At 63.9% G+C, this 15,216-nt stretch carries 14 protein-coding genes; 11 read left to right on the top strand and 3 right to left on the bottom strand.

Annotated elements, in window-relative coordinates; translation table 11 throughout:
* From LJ737_RS17975 to LJ737_RS17945, 7 genes are all read left to right on the top strand, one after another.
* Positions 1–1,050 carry a class I fructose-bisphosphate aldolase gene (locus tag LJ737_RS17975; protein WP_227768130.1) on the top strand — a complete coding sequence of 350 codons (1,050 nt, stop codon included), beginning with the start codon at positions 1–3 and terminating at the stop codon, positions 1,048–1,050.
* A 292-nt stretch (positions 1,051–1,342) separates the two neighbouring features.
* A complete protein-coding gene (gene accD, locus LJ737_RS17970) occupies positions 1,343–2,218 on the top strand; it encodes an acetyl-CoA carboxylase, carboxyltransferase subunit beta (protein WP_227768129.1) in 876 nt (291 codons plus the stop codon).
* 202 nt (positions 2,219–2,420) lie between these two features.
* Positions 2,421–3,161 carry a YiaD family glycine zipper/OmpA-like lipoprotein gene (locus LJ737_RS17965; protein WP_227768128.1) on the top strand — a complete coding sequence of 247 codons (741 nt, stop codon included), beginning with the start codon at positions 2,421–2,423 and terminating at the stop codon, positions 3,159–3,161.
* Positions 3,162–3,344: 183 nt separating this feature from the next.
* A complete protein-coding gene (locus LJ737_RS17960) occupies positions 3,345–3,629 on the top strand; it encodes a YMGG-like glycine zipper-containing protein (protein ID WP_227768127.1) in 285 nt (94 codons plus the stop codon).
* Positions 3,630–4,034: 405 nt separating this feature from the next.
* Positions 4,035–4,745, top strand: a complete 711-nt coding sequence (locus LJ737_RS17955) for a YiaD family glycine zipper/OmpA-like lipoprotein (protein ID WP_227768126.1) — start codon at positions 4,035–4,037, stop codon at positions 4,743–4,745.
* 135 nt (positions 4,746–4,880) lie between these two features.
* Positions 4,881–5,645, top strand: a complete 765-nt coding sequence (locus LJ737_RS17950) for an endonuclease III domain-containing protein (protein WP_227768125.1) — start codon at positions 4,881–4,883, stop codon at positions 5,643–5,645.
* A 328-nt stretch (positions 5,646–5,973) separates the two neighbouring features.
* Positions 5,974–6,957: a radical SAM protein gene (locus LJ737_RS17945; protein WP_227768124.1), complete on the top strand. Its 984-nt coding sequence runs from the start codon at positions 5,974–5,976 to the stop codon at positions 6,955–6,957.
* A gap of 141 nt (positions 6,958–7,098) precedes the next feature.
* Here the strand turns inward: LJ737_RS17945 and LJ737_RS17940 are convergent, their stop codons facing one another.
* Both LJ737_RS17940 and LJ737_RS17935 read right to left on the bottom strand, forming a co-directional pair.
* Positions 7,099–7,839 (bottom strand): SDR family oxidoreductase, encoded by a 741-nt coding sequence (locus LJ737_RS17940; protein WP_227768123.1) that lies wholly within the window; start codon positions 7,837–7,839, stop codon positions 7,099–7,101.
* A 71-nt stretch (positions 7,840–7,910) separates the two neighbouring features.
* Positions 7,911–8,783, bottom strand: coding sequence for an AraC family transcriptional regulator (locus tag LJ737_RS17935; RefSeq protein WP_227768122.1), 873 nt, complete (start codon positions 8,781–8,783; stop codon positions 7,911–7,913).
* Positions 8,784–8,935: 152 nt separating this feature from the next.
* Between LJ737_RS17935 and LJ737_RS17930 the strand changes: the two genes are divergently transcribed.
* A complete protein-coding gene (locus LJ737_RS17930; protein WP_227768121.1) occupies positions 8,936–9,460 on the top strand; it encodes a gamma carbonic anhydrase family protein in 525 nt (174 codons plus the stop codon).
* A 68-nt stretch (positions 9,461–9,528) separates the two neighbouring features.
* Positions 9,529–10,170, top strand: coding sequence for a TM2 domain-containing protein (locus LJ737_RS17925; protein ID WP_227768120.1), 642 nt, complete (start codon positions 9,529–9,531; stop codon positions 10,168–10,170).
* A 75-nt stretch (positions 10,171–10,245) separates the two neighbouring features.
* Here LJ737_RS17925 and LJ737_RS17920 read toward each other — a convergent pair whose 3' ends face one another.
* Complete coding sequence (locus tag LJ737_RS17920) at positions 10,246–11,574, bottom strand: hemolysin family protein (protein WP_317206661.1); 1,329 nt, start codon at positions 11,572–11,574, stop codon at positions 10,246–10,248.
* Positions 11,575–11,755: 181 nt separating this feature from the next.
* Here LJ737_RS17920 and LJ737_RS17915 point away from each other — a divergent pair, with 181 nt between their 5' ends.
* Both LJ737_RS17915 and LJ737_RS17910 read left to right on the top strand, forming a co-directional pair.
* Positions 11,756–13,975, top strand: a complete 2,220-nt coding sequence (locus LJ737_RS17915; RefSeq protein WP_227768118.1) for a protein-disulfide reductase DsbD family protein — start codon at positions 11,756–11,758, stop codon at positions 13,973–13,975.
* A gap of 102 nt (positions 13,976–14,077) precedes the next feature.
* Entirely contained in the window at positions 14,078–15,187 is a 1,110-nt protein-coding gene (locus LJ737_RS17910; protein WP_227768117.1) for an isoaspartyl peptidase/L-asparaginase family protein, read from the top strand.
* Positions 15,188–15,216: the final 29 nt, after the last annotated feature.

Raw genomic sequence — 15,216 nt, 5'->3', positions numbered from 1 at the left:
ATGGCCACGTCCCTCCAGCTCACCGCCGACCACGAAGCGCTGCTGCAGCACGAGTGCAAAACCATCCCGAAAGAGCAGCTGCACCTGCCCGGCGCCGATTTTCTCGACCGCAGCTTCGTGCCCAGCTCCCGTTCGGCGCAGGTCATCCGCAGCCTCGGCCAGCTCTACAACTCCGGCCGCCTCGGCGGCACCGGCTACATGAGCATCCTGCCCGTCGACCAGGGCATCGAGCACACGGCCGGCGCCTCCTTCGGCCCGAACCCGATGTACTTCGACCCCGAAAACATCATCAAGCTGGCCCTGGAAGGCGGTTGCAACGCGGTGGCCACCACCTTCGGCACCTTCGGCACGGTGGCGCGCAAGTACGCCCACAAGATTCCCTTCCTGGTCAAAATCAACCACAACGAGCTGCTGACCTACCCCAATAAGTTCGACCAGATCATGTTCGGCTCGGTGGAAGAGGCCTGGAACCTGGGCGCCGCCGCCGTGGGGGCCACCATTTACTTCGGTTCCGAAGAGTCGGGCCGGCAGATTCAGGAAGTATCGGCCGCCTTCGAGCGGGCCCACGAGCTGGGCATGGCCACGGTGCTCTGGTGCTACACCCGCAACAACGCCTTCAAAACCGCCGACAAGGACTACCACGTGGCGGCCGACCTCACCGGGCAGGCCAACCACCTGGGCGTCACCATCGGGGCCGACATCATCAAGCAGAAGCTGCCCGAAAACAACGGCGGCTTCACGGCCCTCAAGTTCGGCAAGACCCACAAGGCCATGTACGAAACGCTCAGCTCCGACAACCCCATCGACCTGACGCGCTACCAAGTGGCCAACTGCTACATGGGCCATATCGGGCTGATTAACTCCGGCGGCGAGAGCAAAGGCGCTACCGACCGCGACGAAGCCATCCGCACGGCCATCATCAACAAACGCGCCGGCGGCCAAGGCCTGATTTCGGGCCGCAAAGCCTTCCAGCGCCCCTTCGCCGAGGGCGTGGACCTGCTCAACGCCATTCAGGACGTGTACCTCGACGAGCGGATTACGCTGGCGTAAATAGCCCAGCGCCCCCGTCATCCTGAGCGCCGCGAAGGACCTTATCACGCGTGAACGATAATCGTGACAACGACTCGTGCTGCGGTGATAAGGTCCTTCGCGGCGCTCAGGATGACGACTTTTTAGCCTGTCGGCCGCGGCCGCATTAGCTTTGCCCGCGTCGGATGCGGGAAGTAGCCGGCCGCTACTTTACTTTTGTGGCGCCAAGCGGCCCCTCCCGGCTGCGGCTGCGTAACTTAGCTTCGGCGCCGCCGGGCGGTTCCCTCATCATCTGACTCAGTTCCCGAACATAATGGCTTGGTTTAAACGGCAGGAAAAAGGCATCATCACCCCCACGGAGGAGAAAAAGGAAACCCCCGACGGCTTGTGGTACAAGTGTCCCGAGTGCGGCACCGTGGCCGATATGGGGGAGCACCGACGCATGCTCTACACCTGCGCCAAGTGCAACTACCACGACCGCATCGACTCGGCCGAGTACTTCGAAATCCTTTTCGACAACAACCAGTTCGCGGAGCTCGACGCCGACCTGTCCTCCGGCGACCCGCTGCACTTTGTCGATACCAAGGCTTACCCGCAGCGCATTGCCGCCACGCAGCGCAGCACCGGCTTGAAAGACGCCGTGCGTACCGCCCACGGCCCCATGCACGGGCAGGAACTGGTGGTGGCCTGCATGGACTTCCGCTTTATCGGCGGCTCCATGGGCTCGGTGGTGGGCGAGAAAATTGCCCGCGCCATCGACTACGCCCGCCAAAACCGCGTGCCCTTCCTGATGATCAGCAAATCGGGCGGCGCGCGCATGATGGAAGCCGGCTATTCCCTGATGCAGATGGCCAAAACCTCGGCCAAGCTGGCATTGCTGGCCGAAGCGGGCATCCCGTATATCTCGCTGCTCACTGACCCCACCACCGGCGGCGTGACGGCCTCCTACGCCATGCTCGGCGACTTCAACATCTCGGAGCCCGGTGCCCTCATCGGCTTTGCCGGTCCCCGCGTGATTAAAGAAACCATCGGCAAAGACCTGCCCAAGGGCTTCCAAAGCGCCGAGTTCGTGTTGGAGCACGGCTTCCTCGATTTCATCGTCGACCGCAAAGAGCTGAAACAGAAGCTCACCGACCTGCTGCACATGCTGCGCCCGGCCACCGTGCCGGCCGAGCCGGCGGCGCGCTAAGCCGGTTCGGCATACTTGTTGGATAACCCCGCTTGGCTGCTTCTCCGGCAGCCGGGCGGGGTTTGTCGTTTTCGGCCCTGCGCCGAGCGAACTGGAAAGGCTAGAGTATTAAGCGCTTTCTATGTTAGCCCAACCTTTTCGGCCCGGACCGGGTAAAGGCCAACTAAGTTCTCTCTCCAACCTCCCACTTTTCACTGACACCATGAAATCATTCAATTCATTGCTTGCCTTGCTCCTGATGTTCACGCTGGCCTTCAGCTCCTGCAAATCGTCGCAGACGGCGGGCGGAGGCAGCTTGCCGGACTCCAACGGCACGGGCCAGCGCAAAGACGGCATGAGCCGCACGGCCAAAGGCGGCGTCATCGGCGCCGGCGCCGGTGCTGCAGCGGGCGCCGTACTGGGCCGCGTCATCGGCGGCAAATCGGGTACGGCCATCGGGGCCATTACGGGCGCGGCCGTGGGCGGCGCCACCGGGGCCGTCATCGGCCGCAAAATGGACAAGCAGGCCGAAGAGCTGCAGCGCGACATGAAAAACGCTCGCGTGGAGCGCGTGGGTGAAGGCATCAAAATCACCTTCGACTCGGGCATTCTGTTCGACACCAACAAATCGGACCTGCGCCCGGCGTCGATGACCGAAATCCAGAACATGGCCGCCGTGCTCAAGAAGTACCCCGATACCAACGTACTGGTGGAAGGCCACACGGACAACACCGGTTCGGACGCCATCAACCAGCCGCTGTCGGAGCGTCGCGCCCAGGCCGTGGCCAACTACACCATTCAGCAGGGCGTGGAGTCCTCGCGCATCACCACGCAGGGCTACGGCTCGTCGCAGCCGGTAGCCGACAACGCTACGGCGGAGGGCAAGCAGGCCAACCGCCGCGTGGAAATTGCCATCTACGCCAACGAGAAAATGAAGAAAGCAGCCGAGAAGGGTCAGCTGTAAAGCGCCCGACATTCAGCTTCTTATGGCAAGAGCCGCCCCGCTGGGGCGGCTCTTTTGTTGTGGCGTTACTTGATGAAGCCGAAATACCGTTGGGGTTGTAACCCTGGCCCCGGTGCCTTGCGTTTTAAGTCCAAACAGCCCGCTATTTCCCCATTCGACGGCGGGCCCTAACTCTGAAACGCCATGAACTTGCATAAAGGAATCGTTGCTGCCGTGCTGTCGGTAGCCCTACTGGGCGGCGCCTCGTCGGCCCAGGCCCAATCGAAAGTAACCAAGCCCGGTACCTGGAGCGGCAAAGCCAAGGGTGCCGCCATCGGTGCCGGTGCCGGCGCGGCCACCGGCGCGGTGGTTGGCGGCGGCAAGGGCGCCTTGATCGGGGCCGCGGCAGGCACCGTGGGCGGGGCCGTTATTGGCCGCAAGCGCGACAAAAAGAAAGACCCGGTGCGCTACCAAGCGTACAAGAAATAAGCTGCTAGCGGGACGAAACCGCGTAAATCATAGCTGAGGGCATGATAATTGGATGCATCTCAGTTAGTTACTCCAGAAAAGGCCGTTCTGCAATCAGAACGGCCTTTTTTAGTTTCGCCCAATTAGTACAACATTTAGTAACGCCCCGGCGTTGAAGGGCACGCCTAACGGCTGGCGGCGGAGTCAATTCCGGTGTTATATTTGGCCGACTAAGGGCCGGCGAAACGCGCTGGATTGTCGAAAAACAGAAAATTATTGGCCAGATAATCAGCGTAATGCGCGCTTTCTGGCGTGGCGTCGTCCGCTTTGGCAAGGTGGTTGCAAAACCCCGGTCAGCGAGAGACGCTCCACACTTCCTTTTTCCACTTGCTTCTCTCACCTCACCAACCAGAAAACCACAATACAATGAACAAGCTTCGTTCCTCGCTCGCCTTCCTGCTGGCCTTCGTGCTGCTGCTGACCTCGGCCGTATCGGAAGCCCAGACGACGACCACCCAGAAGAAGGGTATGAGCAAAACCGCTAAGGGCGGTATCATCGGGGGCTTGGGCGGGGCCGCCGGCGGCGCCGTGTTGGGCCGCGTAATCGGTGGCAAGAAAGGCACGGCCGTAGGCGCCGTCATTGGGGCCGCCGTGGGCGGTGGCGCTGGTGCCCTCATCGGCCGCCGCATGGACAAGCAAGCCGAAGAGCTGCGCCGCGACATGGCCGGCGCCAAAGTAGAGCGCGTGGGTGAAGGCATCAAAATCACCTTCGCTTCGGGCATCCTGTTCGCCAAGAACTCCTCGGAGCTGACCGCTGCCGCCCAGGAAAACATCGGGACGCTGGCCACTACGCTGAAGAAGTACGGTGACACCAACGTGCTGATCGAAGGCCACACCGACAACACCGGCACCGACGCCATCAACGACCCGCTGTCGGTGCGCCGCGCCCAGGCCGTGGCCAACTACGCCATCAACCAAGGCGTGGAGTCCTCGCGCTTCGAAGTGAAAGGCTACGGCTCGAAGCAGCCGGTGGCTGACAACTCGACCGAAGCCGGCCGCTCGCAGAACCGCCGCGTGGAAGTAGCCATCTACGCCAACGAAAAGCTGAAGAAAGCTGCCGAGAAAGGCACCATCTAAGCCGGGCCGGCCAACGCCGTAGTCCCGCTGCTGTCCGGCGGCTCCCCATCAGGTGGAGCCGCCGGATTTTTTTTGGCCGGCCGCGCACCCTCGGCCCCGTGCAACCCCGGCCGCGCCGCGGCGGTACACCGGCGTATGCCCATCACCGCCCTCACCGCCGCCTATACCCTGCCGCCCGCCGCCAAAACACTAGAAGACCACCGCATCCTGCACGCCTTTTACGGGCCGGTGCCGCCCGGGCAGCGCCGCACGCCCATGCGCGAGCTAATCAGTACCGTTCTCTCGCACCGCACCACGCACCGCGACGAAGAGCTGGCCTACGACCGAATGCTGGAGGCTTTTGGCGACTGGCAGGGCGTGGTGGAGGCGCCCACCGCGGAGCTGGCTCGCGCCATCCGCACCACGCGCTGGCCCGACACGCAGGCGCCGCGCATCCAGGAAATTTTGCGCCGCATTCACGCCGAGTTCGGGGAATATTCCCTGGACGCGCTGGCCGGTTGGCCGGTGGAGCGCGGCCTGACTTGGCTGACCGACATGCCCGGCATCGGGCTGAAAACGGCGTCGTTGGTGCTGCTCTTCAATTTTCAGAAGCCGGTGTTGCCCGTCGATACGCACGTGCACCGCGTGGCCCAGCGCGTGGGCCTGATCGGGCCCAAAGTGTCGGTGGAAAAGGCGCATCAGGTGCTGCTGGCCCAGTTGCCGCCCGACGCCGAGGTGCTGCTGAACTTTCACAAGCACAACTACTGGCTGGGCCAACACATCTGCTTTTTCAGCAAACCCAACTGCTCGGCCTGCCCGCTCAAGGGCATCTGCAACTACTACCTGGAGCACTACGGCCCCGCCACGGCGGCTGACCTGGCCGCCGTGGCGCCGGAATGGACGGGGGAGAAGCTGCACTAAATGGGCAGGGCGCCGAGCGTAGTACCCTGCCGCAGCCGTCCACCTGGTAGTCATTGCGAGGCGTCACGACGAAGCAATCCTTCCTCTCGCGGCACGACGCCGCTACTGGCAGAAGTCGGAATGCCACCAGAACAAGAAGGCCCGAACCCCTTGCGTCTGCATATTTCGGGCGGTGCTGCTTTCGGGTAGCAAGTATTGTAACTACGGTGCTGCTGGAGGAAGGATTGCCGCGCTTCGCTCACAATGACGGCCGGTGCGGCCGTGGTTGGCAAACAAACGCGCGGGGAAAAGCTTGTAGCTTGCAAGTCCTGAAGCCGCCAATCAGCCCATGCGCCTCGTTCGTCACCCGGTTCTGTGCAACTACTACGTCACCTACCGGTGCAATGCGAAGTGCTCGTTCTGCGACATCTGGGAGAAACCCTCGCCCTACATTCAGCTGGCCGACGTCGAGCAGAACCTGCGCGACCTGAAGCGCCTGGGCGTATCGGTGGTGGATTTTACCGGGGGCGAGCCGCTGCTGCACCGGCAGTTGCCGGAGTTTTTGGGCCTGGCCCGCGAGCTGGGCTTTATCACCACCGTCACCACCAACGGCCTGCTGTACCCGAAATACGCCGAGCGGCTGCGCGGCAAGGTCGACATGCTGCACTTTTCGCTCGATTCGGCCGACCGGGAGCAGCACGACCGGGGCCGGGGCGTGGCCTGCTACGATTTCGTGCTCGAGAGCATCCGCGTGGCCAAGGAGCTGGGCGAGCGGCCGGACATTCTCTTCACCGTCTTTCGCCAGAACCTCGACCAGCTCGAAGCGGTGTACCGCGACATCACCCAGCCCAACGGCCTGATGCTGCTGCTCAACCCCGCCTTCGAGTACAACGCCGTGGACGCCGGGGAACGGCTGACCGAGGCCGAGCTGGATTACCTCTCGGCCTTCGGCAAGCGGCCGGGGGTGTACTTGAACGAAGCCTTCATCGAGCTGCGGCGCGACGGGGGCAACCACGTGGCCGCGCCGGTGTGCCGGGCCGCCAGCACCACCCTGGTTATTTCGCCCCAGAACGAGCTGGTGCTGCCGTGCTACCACCTCGGCGCCAAGAGCTTCCCCATCGAGGGCAAGCTGCACGAGCTGTACCGCTCCGAGCCGGTGCAGCAGCTGGCCGCGCTGGAAGGCCGTCTGCCCGAGTGCGAGGGCTGCACCATCAACTGCTACATGCAGCCCAGCTTCGCCGTGGAAACCAGCAAGTACTTCTGGCAGGCCCTGCCGAGTACGCTCAAATACAACTGGTACAAGGGGACCTGGAAACGAATGCTGACCCGTTAAGTGCCGGCCCGGTCGTACGGCTGGCGCAGAAGCCGGCCGACATTGTGGCTTGGCCCCGGCGCAACCCGCCACGTTCGGGTGGCCCGGAAACAACACCGCCGCACCGGCTTTCCGATGCGGCGGTGTTCTGTCAAGGCTCGATTACCAGGGGCTGATGCCGGTGTCCGGGGCGTTGTCGTCGCTGAAGAACTGGCCCGTCGGGCCGTCGGCGCCCAGCGTGGCGGCCTTCACCACCCGCGCCGCGGCGTCCGACACGGTGCCGGGGCCGGAGTGGTGGTTGAAGTCCGTGGCGGTGTAGCCCGGATCAACGGCGTTGACCTTGCAAGCCGTATCGCGCAGCTCGTGGGCCAGCACGATGGTGTAGGCGTTCAGGGCGGCTTTGGAGGCCACGTAGGCGGCGGGCTTCACGGCGTAGTACTTCCACGCCGGGTCGCTCTGAGCCGTGAGGGAGCCCAGGCCCGAGGTAACGTTGACGATGCGCGGGGCCGGCGCCGCCCGCAGCAGGTCGGCAAATGCCTGGGTAACTTCGATGACGCCGAAAAAATTGGTTTCGAACACCTGCTTAAATACGGCGGGGTCCGTACCCAGGGCCGGCTGCGGAGGCATGCCCCCGCTCATGCCGGCGTTGTTGATGAGCACGTCCAGCGTCTGGGTTTTGCGGCCCAGCGCGGCGCGGGCGGCGCGGACGGACGCCGGGTCGTCGACGTCAAGCAGCAGGGGTTCGACCTGAGCGAGGCCCTCGGCCCGGAGCTGCGCGGCGGCCTGCTCGCCTTTGCGCGCATCCCGGCAGCCCAGGTATACATAGTAGCCTTGCTGCAACAGCTGCTTGGCGGCTTCGAATCCGATGCTTTTGTTGGCGCCGGTAACTAGTGCGGTCTTCATGGAGGAGGGGTGTAAATGACCCTGCAAACCTAGAGCTGCCCCGCCGTCCAGGGCTTACACATTCGGCGGCATTACTGGTACATTTTCCGCACCTGGTCGCGGTACTCGGCGGGCGTGGCGCCGGTTTCGCGCTTGAAAAAGCGCGTGAAGTAGGAGGCATCCGAAAAGCCCAGGTCGAAGGCAATTTCCTTAAGCGAGTTGGAAGTGTGCACGAGCAGGCGCCGGGTTTCCAAGACCAGCCGCGCGTGGATGTGCTTGATGGCCGGGCGGCCGCTCTGCCGTTTCACCACTTCGCTCAGGTGTCCGGCCGACACGTGCAGCAGCGCGGCGTAGTCGCCGACTTCGTGCCGCTCCCGAAAGCACTCGTTGATTTTCGCCTGAAACGCCTTCAGCAGCGCTTGGTCGGCCGACACCGGCTGCGCCGGAAACTGCTGGGCGTAGAGGCGGCTCAGGTAGGTGAGCAGCACCGTGACGTGGGCCGCCAGCAGGCGCTGCTGCCATTCGCCGGGCGTACGGTATTCCGCCGCAATGCGGGCAAGGCTTTCCTCGACGAAGGCCACATCCGCGGGCGTGAGCAGCAGCTCGAAGCCGTTGTGCGGATTCAGCAGCAGCGGCAGCTGGCCCAAGGCCGCGTTTTCCTGCCAGGCGAGAAACTCGTCGGTAAACGCCAGGCCCGTGCTCCAGAGCTGCTTGAATTCCTCCTTGACGATAACCTGGCTGGGATTGGTGAAATAGACGGTGTTGTCTTGGAGCACGTACGGCGTCATATCGACCCATTGGCGGGTGCCCGCGCGCCGGATAAACACAATCAGGTAGTGGTCTTTGCGGTGCGGTACCAGCAATTCCGCTTGGTTCGGCAGCGTGCCCTCGTAGTGGTACAGCCGGAACTGGGCGTTGCCAACGACGGCGTCGGACTCCAGCGAATAAACCGGGACTTGTTGCATTTGGTGGGCGAGTTAGCGCGGGCGCGGGCCGTTGGGGCGCATATTTGTGGCCGGTACACCGGGATGGTCCGGCCGCGCCAGCCGCCGCAGCCGCCGCAAAAGTACGCTCATCCGGAAGCCGCCCCGGCGCGTTTCCTTTTTCCCATCCGCTTATGCCTGCGCTTATCCTGCCCGTCCGCGGCGTTCAGCCCGAAATCGGCCCCAACTGCTACGTGGCCGACAACGCCACCCTTATCGGCGACGTGGTGCTTGGCCCGGACTGCACCGTGTGGTTCAACGCCGTGGTGCGCGGCGACGTGAACCGCATCCGGATAGGGGAGAAGACCAACATTCAGGACGGGGCCATCATTCACTGTACCTACGAGCGGGCCGCCACCACCATCGGGGCGCGGGTGAGCATCGGGCACCGGGCCATCGTGCACGGCTGCACGGTAGACGACGACGTGCTGATTGGCATGGGCGCCATCGTGATGGACCACGCCGTCGTGGGCCGGGGCTGCATCATTGCGGCCGGGGCCGTGGTGCTCGAAAACACCCACTGCGAACCGGGTTACCTCTACGCCGGCGTACCCGCCAAAAAAGTCAAACCCGTCAGCGAGGCCCAGCTCGACACCATTGCCCGCACCGCCGACAACTACGTGATGTACGCCGGCTGGCTGCGCGAAAACCCGGCCTAAGGCCGGCAACGGGGCAAAATCATCGGGCGCCGAAACAACCTTTCCGCTGAGCCGCTACTCTCTCGGGCATGAACCACTTCTCCGCCCGTACGGCCGCTTTGCTACTGGCCGTAGCCACCTTCGCCTCGTGCAGCCGTGCGCAGTACGCCTTTACGCCCGCGCCTTCCGCTTATCACGCCGTAGCCGTCGAGGCTCCCGCACCGGCCACTATGGAGGCAATAGCGCCGCCGGCCCCCGCCGCCCCGGCCGCCGACCTCATGGCCTCTGCCGCCCCTGCTGCCCCCGCTGCACGCCCGGCCGCCGCGCCTAGCCGCCCGGCCGCTCCGGTGACGGTGCCAGGGGCCGCCAACGCCGTGGCGCCCGCCACCCGCAAGGCCCTGCACCGCGAGGTCCGGCAGGCTGTGAAGCAGGCGCGCCGCCAGGCGGCCGCGGCTCCGGCCGCCGAGGGCAAAAGCCAACTGACAGCCCTGCTGCTGGAAATCTTCCTGGGCATCTTCGGGGTGCACCGCTTCTACCTCGGCTACACCGGCCGCGGGTTGCTCTACATCGCCCTGCTGCTGACCAGCTGGCTGATTATTCCCTTCCTCGTGCTGGCCGTGCTGACCACCATCGACTTGGTGCTCATCATCACCGGCGACCTGAAGCCCAAGAACGGCGAGTACGCCAAGACCTTCGAGGACATGGGCAACAACAAAAAGAACAAGGAGTAACGCCTTGCCAACAAGCAAAACGCCCGCTTTAGCCTAGGCTAAAGCGGGCGTTTGTTGTTTCGGACCATTCCCGGGTTACTCTTCCAGGTCGGGCAGCTCGCCGGCGGCCTCGCGCTCGGCGGGCTCCAGCACGCGCAGCTGCACCAGCTCTACGGCCCGGCGCGAGCGGTTCAGGATGCGAAATTCGTAGTTCTCGAACACGGCCAGGTCGCCGATTTCGGGAATGGTGCCGTAAATCACGTTGACCAAGCCGCCCACGGTTTCGTAGTCGTCGCCTTCGGGCAGGGGGAAGGGCAGAAACTCGTTGGCGTCGGGAATGGCGGTGGAGGCGGCCACGCGGTACTCCAGCTCCGATACCTTTTCCACCACCGGCACCTCGTTGTCGTACTCGTCCTGGATTTCGCCCACCAGCTCCTCCATGATGTCCTCGATGGTGACAATGCCCGACACGCCGCCGAATTCGTCGGACACGATGGCCATGTGCAGGTGCTTGCGCTGGAACTGACGCAGCAGGCGGTTGATCTTCTTGGTTTCGGGTACGAAGAAGGCCGGGCGCATGATCTGAGCAATGTTGATTGGGTCGCCCCGCCGAATCAGGGCGAAGAGGTCCTTCACGTACAGAATGCCCACGATGTTGTCGATGTTGCTTTCGTAGACGGGAATGCGCGAGAAGCCCTCGTTGAAGGCCGCTTCCACAATTTCCTCTTCTGAGCAGCTCACGTCGATGGCCGAAATCCGGGTGCGCGGCACCATGATTTGCTTGACCATCCGGTCGTTGAACTGAAACACGTTTTCGATCAGCTCGTGCTGCGACTCCTGAATTTCGCCGCTTTGCTTGCTCTGGTCGATGAGCAGGCGCAGTTCCTCGGCCGTGTGCACCTCGTGCTCCGAAGCCGGCTGAATACCGAACAGGCGCAGGATGGCGTTGCTCAGCAGGTTCATTAGCCCAATGATGGGGGAGAAGACCTTGTAGAACACCTTCAGCGGCCCCGACACGACCATACTCACGGCCTCCGACCGCTGAATGGCCAGCGACTTGGGCACCAGCTCGCCCAGCACGATGTGCATAATGGTAATCAGGGCAAACGAAATCGGAATGGCAATGCGGTGGGCCAGCGCCTCGTTGAGGACGATGTCAAACTTGGCCAGCACGTGTTCCACGCCGAGGTAAGGCAGCACGGTCAGGACCAGCTCGGCCATGACTTCTTCGCCCACCCAGCCCAGGGCCAGCGAGGCCAGCGTGATGCCCAACTGCGTGGCCGATAAATAGGCGTCCAGCTTGTGGACGAGACCCAGCGTGAGCTTGGCCCAGCGGTTGCCCTCTTGCGCCCGCAGTTCTAGTTGAGACGTTCGAACCTTGACTAAGGCAAATTCGGCAGCAACGAAAAAACCGTTCGCGGCCACCAACAGAAGCGTCCAAAGTATGTTTAAGCCCATATAGTCAGCGGCGGCCGGCACCCGCGGGTCCGTCGCTGTATGCTACAAAAGTACGAGAATCCACCTAAGCGGTTCGGACAAGGTGTCCGGGGGCGGGATGCAACGGTTAGCGTAACTTTGTTTCTTCTGCGGAAATTCCGAATTCCCTATGTTTTTGCGAATCGTCTTGTGGCTGAGCTTGGTCCTACCGCTGCTGGTGGGCGGGCCCGCTACTGCCCAGGTGCTCACGCCCACCAAGCTGAGTACCACCGTCAGCCCCGCCACCGCCAACGTCGGCGACGAGGTGGAGCTCATTGTCAATGCCCGCATCGACCCGACCTGGCACCTCTACGCCACCGACTTCGACCCCGACCTCGGCCCCACGGTCTTTGCCTTCACCTGGGCCAAAAGTCCGGCCTACGAGGTCGTTGGCGCGCCCAAATCGGTGGGCACCAAGAAAAAGTACGACACCGTCTTCAAGGGCGACATTAGTTACTTCGAAACCACCGGCCAGATCCGCCAGCGCATCCGCGTGCTGCAGCCCGGCCCGCTGACCGTCAAGGCCACGGTGGAATACCAGACCTGCACCGACGTGGACGGCCGCTGCATCCCGGGCGAGGACGCGCTGAGCTTCGGCCCGGTAACGGTGAGTGGCAAGGCGGCCCCGGCCAAAGCAATTGCCGCGGCTCCGGGTGCGCCTGCGGCTACCACGGCCGCCCCCGTGGCTACCGCCGCCCCCGCCATGACTGCCGCCCCGGCCACCGCGCAGCCTGAAACGACGGCCGTGGCGGCGGCTCCCGCGGCCGCGACGACCAATTCAACCGATTCGACGGCGGCAGTGGCCGAGGCGGCACCGGTGGTAGTCGACCAGCCCGCACCGCCGGCCGCCGCGGCGGCGGTGCCGACCAGCGGCGGAAGCCTTTGGGGCTTTGCCCTGCTTGCGTTTATCTCGGGCTTGGGCGCGCTGCTCACGCCCTGCGTGTTCCCGCTGATTCCGATGACGGTGTCCATCTTCACCAAGGGTTCGGCCAGCCGGCAGCAGGGCATTCTGAAGGCGCTGTTCTACGGCTTCTCCATCATTTTCATTTACGTAGTGGTGGGCCTGCTGACCACCGTGCTGCTCGGCGCCGACGGGCTGAACCTCATCAGCACGCACTGGCTGCCCAACCTGATTTTCTTCGTGGTGTTCGTGGTGTTCGGACTGTCCTTCCTGGGCTTGTTCGAAATAACGCTGCCCCACGGCGTGGTCAACAAAATCGACGCGCAGGCCGACCGCGGCGGCTGGGCCGGTGTGTTCTTCATGGCCCTGACGCTGGTGGTGGTGTCGTTCAGCTGCACCGGGCCCATCGTGGCGTCCATTCTCACCATGGCGGCCCAAGGCGAACGGGTGCAGCCGGTGGTGGGCATGCTAGGCTTCTCCCTGGCCTTCGCGCTGCCGTTCATGCTGTTTGCCCTGTTCCCGACGTGGCTGAAAGGCCTGCCCAGCTCGGGCGGCTGGCTGAACACGGTGAAGGTGGTGCTAGGCTTCGTGGAGCTGATGCTGGCCCTGAAATTCCTGAGCATGGCCGACCTGGCCTACCACTGGCACCTGCTCCCCCGCGACCTGTACCTCGTGCTCTGGATTGCCTTATCCGGCCTGCTGGGGCTGTACCTGCTGGGCTTGTTCCGCCTGTCCCACGACTCCGACCTGACCCACCTAAGCGTGGGGCGCCTGCTGATGGCCGTGCTGGCTTTCGGCTTCATGACCTACCTGGTGCCCGGATTATTCGGGGCGCCGCTGCCGCTGCTGGCCGGCTACTTGCCGCCCCAGACGCGCCAGGACTTCACTCTGGCGGCCCCGGCTGCGCCCGTCGCTGCTACTGCTGCCCTGCCCACCGCCTGCGAGCCGGCCCGCTACGCCGACTTCCTGGAACTGCCGCACGGCCTACCCGGATACTTTGATTTGGCCCAGGCCCAGCGCTGCGCCCAGGCCCAGAACAAGCCCCTGTTCATCGACTTCACCGGCCACGCTTGCGTGAACTGCCGGAAGATGGAGGCCACCGTGTGGAGCGACCCGCAGGTACTGCAGCGCCTGCGCGACAATTTCGTGGTGGTAGCCCTGTACGTCGACGACAAAGCCGAACTGCCCCGGCCGGAGTGGTACACCTCCAAGTACGACGGCAAGCAGAAAACCACGCTCGGCAAGAAAAACGCCGACTTGCAGCTGGCCGGCTTCAACGTCAACGCCCAGCCCTACTACGTGCTGCTCGACCCCAGCGCCCCCGCCGACCTGGCCCACGTGCTGACGCCGCCCGTGGCCTACGAGCCCGACGTCGCCAGCTTCGTGAAGTTTCTCGACGCGGGCTTGGCCAATTACCGTCGGCAGCACCAGGCCGTGGCCAACCGCTAAGCCTGGGCGCTGGGCTCCCGGCTTCTGGGGCTTTCCTGTTATCTTTTGCCCGCCCCGCCTCCGGTTTGCCCGGTCGGCGGGGCGGACCTTTTTCGTTTCGCCATGCTCCACAAGCTCCTGCTGCTGGGTGCCGTCCTGCTCGCCCCCGTTTTGCCGGCCGCCGCCCAAACCTCTGCCGCGCCCGATCCGTCGCGCATTACTTTGGTCATTCACGGGGGGGCGGGCACCATCACGCGCCAAAACATGACCCCCGAGAAGGAAAAGGCCTACACCGAAGCCCTCAACCAAGCCCTGCAAACCGGGTATGCCGTGCTCAAACGAGGCGGTACCTCCCTCGACGCCGTCGAGGCGACGGTGCGGTTTATGGAAGATTCCCCGTTGTTCAATGCCGGCAAGGGCGCCGTGTTCACCCACGACGGCCGCAATGAGCTGGATGCCGCCATTATGGACGGCCAGACACTAAAGGCTGGGGCCGTGGCCGGCATCACGGTGGTGCGCAACCCCATTACGGCGGCGCGGACCGTAATGGAAAAGTCGGAACACGTGATGCTGATGGGCCCTGGGGCCGAGCAGTTTGCCCGCGAGAAGGGCCTGGACCTCGTGGATCCTAGCTACTTCCGCACCGAGGCCCGCTACCAGCAGCTGCAAAAAGCCTTGGCCGCAGAGAAAGGCGCAGTGCCCGACCAGTTGAACACGCCTACCCAGAAGCCGGCCGCGCCCGCGCCGGCCAAAAGCAAAGTGAAGCTAAAGGCCGGTAAGCCTGGCAGCTACGCCGAGCCGCCCATTTTTACCGAAGGCCGGAAGTACGGCACCGTCGGCGCCGTGGCCCTCGACCAGTACGGCAACCTCGCCGCCGCCACTAGCACCGGCGGCATGACCAACAAGCGCTACGGCCGCGTGGGCGACGCGCCCATTATAGGCGCGGGCACCTATGCCGACAACCAAACCTGCGCCGTTTCCTGCACCGGCTGGGGGGAGTATTTCATCCGCAGTACCGTGGCCCGTGACATCGCCGCCCGCATGGAGTACGGCCACGCGCCGCTGGCCGCGGCGGCGCAGGCAACCCTGGACAAAGTAGCCAAACTAGGCGGCGACGGCGGCCTCATCGGGCTGGACCGCCAAGGCAACTTTACGATGCCTTTCAACAGCGAAGGCATGTACCGCGGTTACATCAAAGCCGACGGCCAAACGCAAGTGCTGATCTATAAATGAGCCGGGCTGCCGCGGTAACAATTCCGTCA

Source organism: Hymenobacter sp. 15J16-1T3B, assembly GCF_020711235.1.
GTDB lineage: Bacteria > Bacteroidota > Bacteroidia > Cytophagales > Hymenobacteraceae > Solirubrum.
The sequence above is the reverse complement of the archived record's forward strand: the minus strand, read 5'-3'. Positions and strand labels throughout refer to the sequence as shown.

Excerpts from the sequence above, each read along its gene's own strand:
- LJ737_RS17975 (WP_227768130.1), top strand. The coding sequence starts at position 1 with ATGGCCACGTCCCTCCAGCTCACCGCCGACCACGAAGCGCTGCTGCAG.
- accD (WP_227768129.1), top strand. The coding sequence starts at position 1,343 with ATGGCTTGGTTTAAACGGCAGGAAAAAGGCATCATCACCCCCACGGAG.
- LJ737_RS17965 (WP_227768128.1), top strand. The coding sequence starts at position 2,421 with ATGAAATCATTCAATTCATTGCTTGCCTTGCTCCTGATGTTCACGCTG.
- LJ737_RS17960 (WP_227768127.1), top strand. The coding sequence starts at position 3,345 with ATGAACTTGCATAAAGGAATCGTTGCTGCCGTGCTGTCGGTAGCCCTA.
- LJ737_RS17955 (WP_227768126.1), top strand. The coding sequence starts at position 4,035 with ATGAACAAGCTTCGTTCCTCGCTCGCCTTCCTGCTGGCCTTCGTGCTG.
- LJ737_RS17950 (WP_227768125.1), top strand. The coding sequence starts at position 4,881 with ATGCCCATCACCGCCCTCACCGCCGCCTATACCCTGCCGCCCGCCGCC.
- LJ737_RS17945 (WP_227768124.1), top strand. The coding sequence starts at position 5,974 with ATGCGCCTCGTTCGTCACCCGGTTCTGTGCAACTACTACGTCACCTAC.
- LJ737_RS17940 (WP_227768123.1), bottom strand. The coding sequence starts at position 7,839 with ATGAAGACCGCACTAGTTACCGGCGCCAACAAAAGCATCGGATTCGAA.
- LJ737_RS17935 (WP_227768122.1), bottom strand. The coding sequence starts at position 8,783 with ATGCAACAAGTCCCGGTTTATTCGCTGGAGTCCGACGCCGTCGTTGGC.
- LJ737_RS17930 (WP_227768121.1), top strand. The coding sequence starts at position 8,936 with ATGCCTGCGCTTATCCTGCCCGTCCGCGGCGTTCAGCCCGAAATCGGC.
- LJ737_RS17925 (WP_227768120.1), top strand. The coding sequence starts at position 9,529 with ATGAACCACTTCTCCGCCCGTACGGCCGCTTTGCTACTGGCCGTAGCC.
- LJ737_RS17915 (WP_227768118.1), top strand. The coding sequence starts at position 11,756 with ATGTTTTTGCGAATCGTCTTGTGGCTGAGCTTGGTCCTACCGCTGCTG.
- LJ737_RS17910 (WP_227768117.1), top strand. The coding sequence starts at position 14,078 with ATGCTCCACAAGCTCCTGCTGCTGGGTGCCGTCCTGCTCGCCCCCGTT.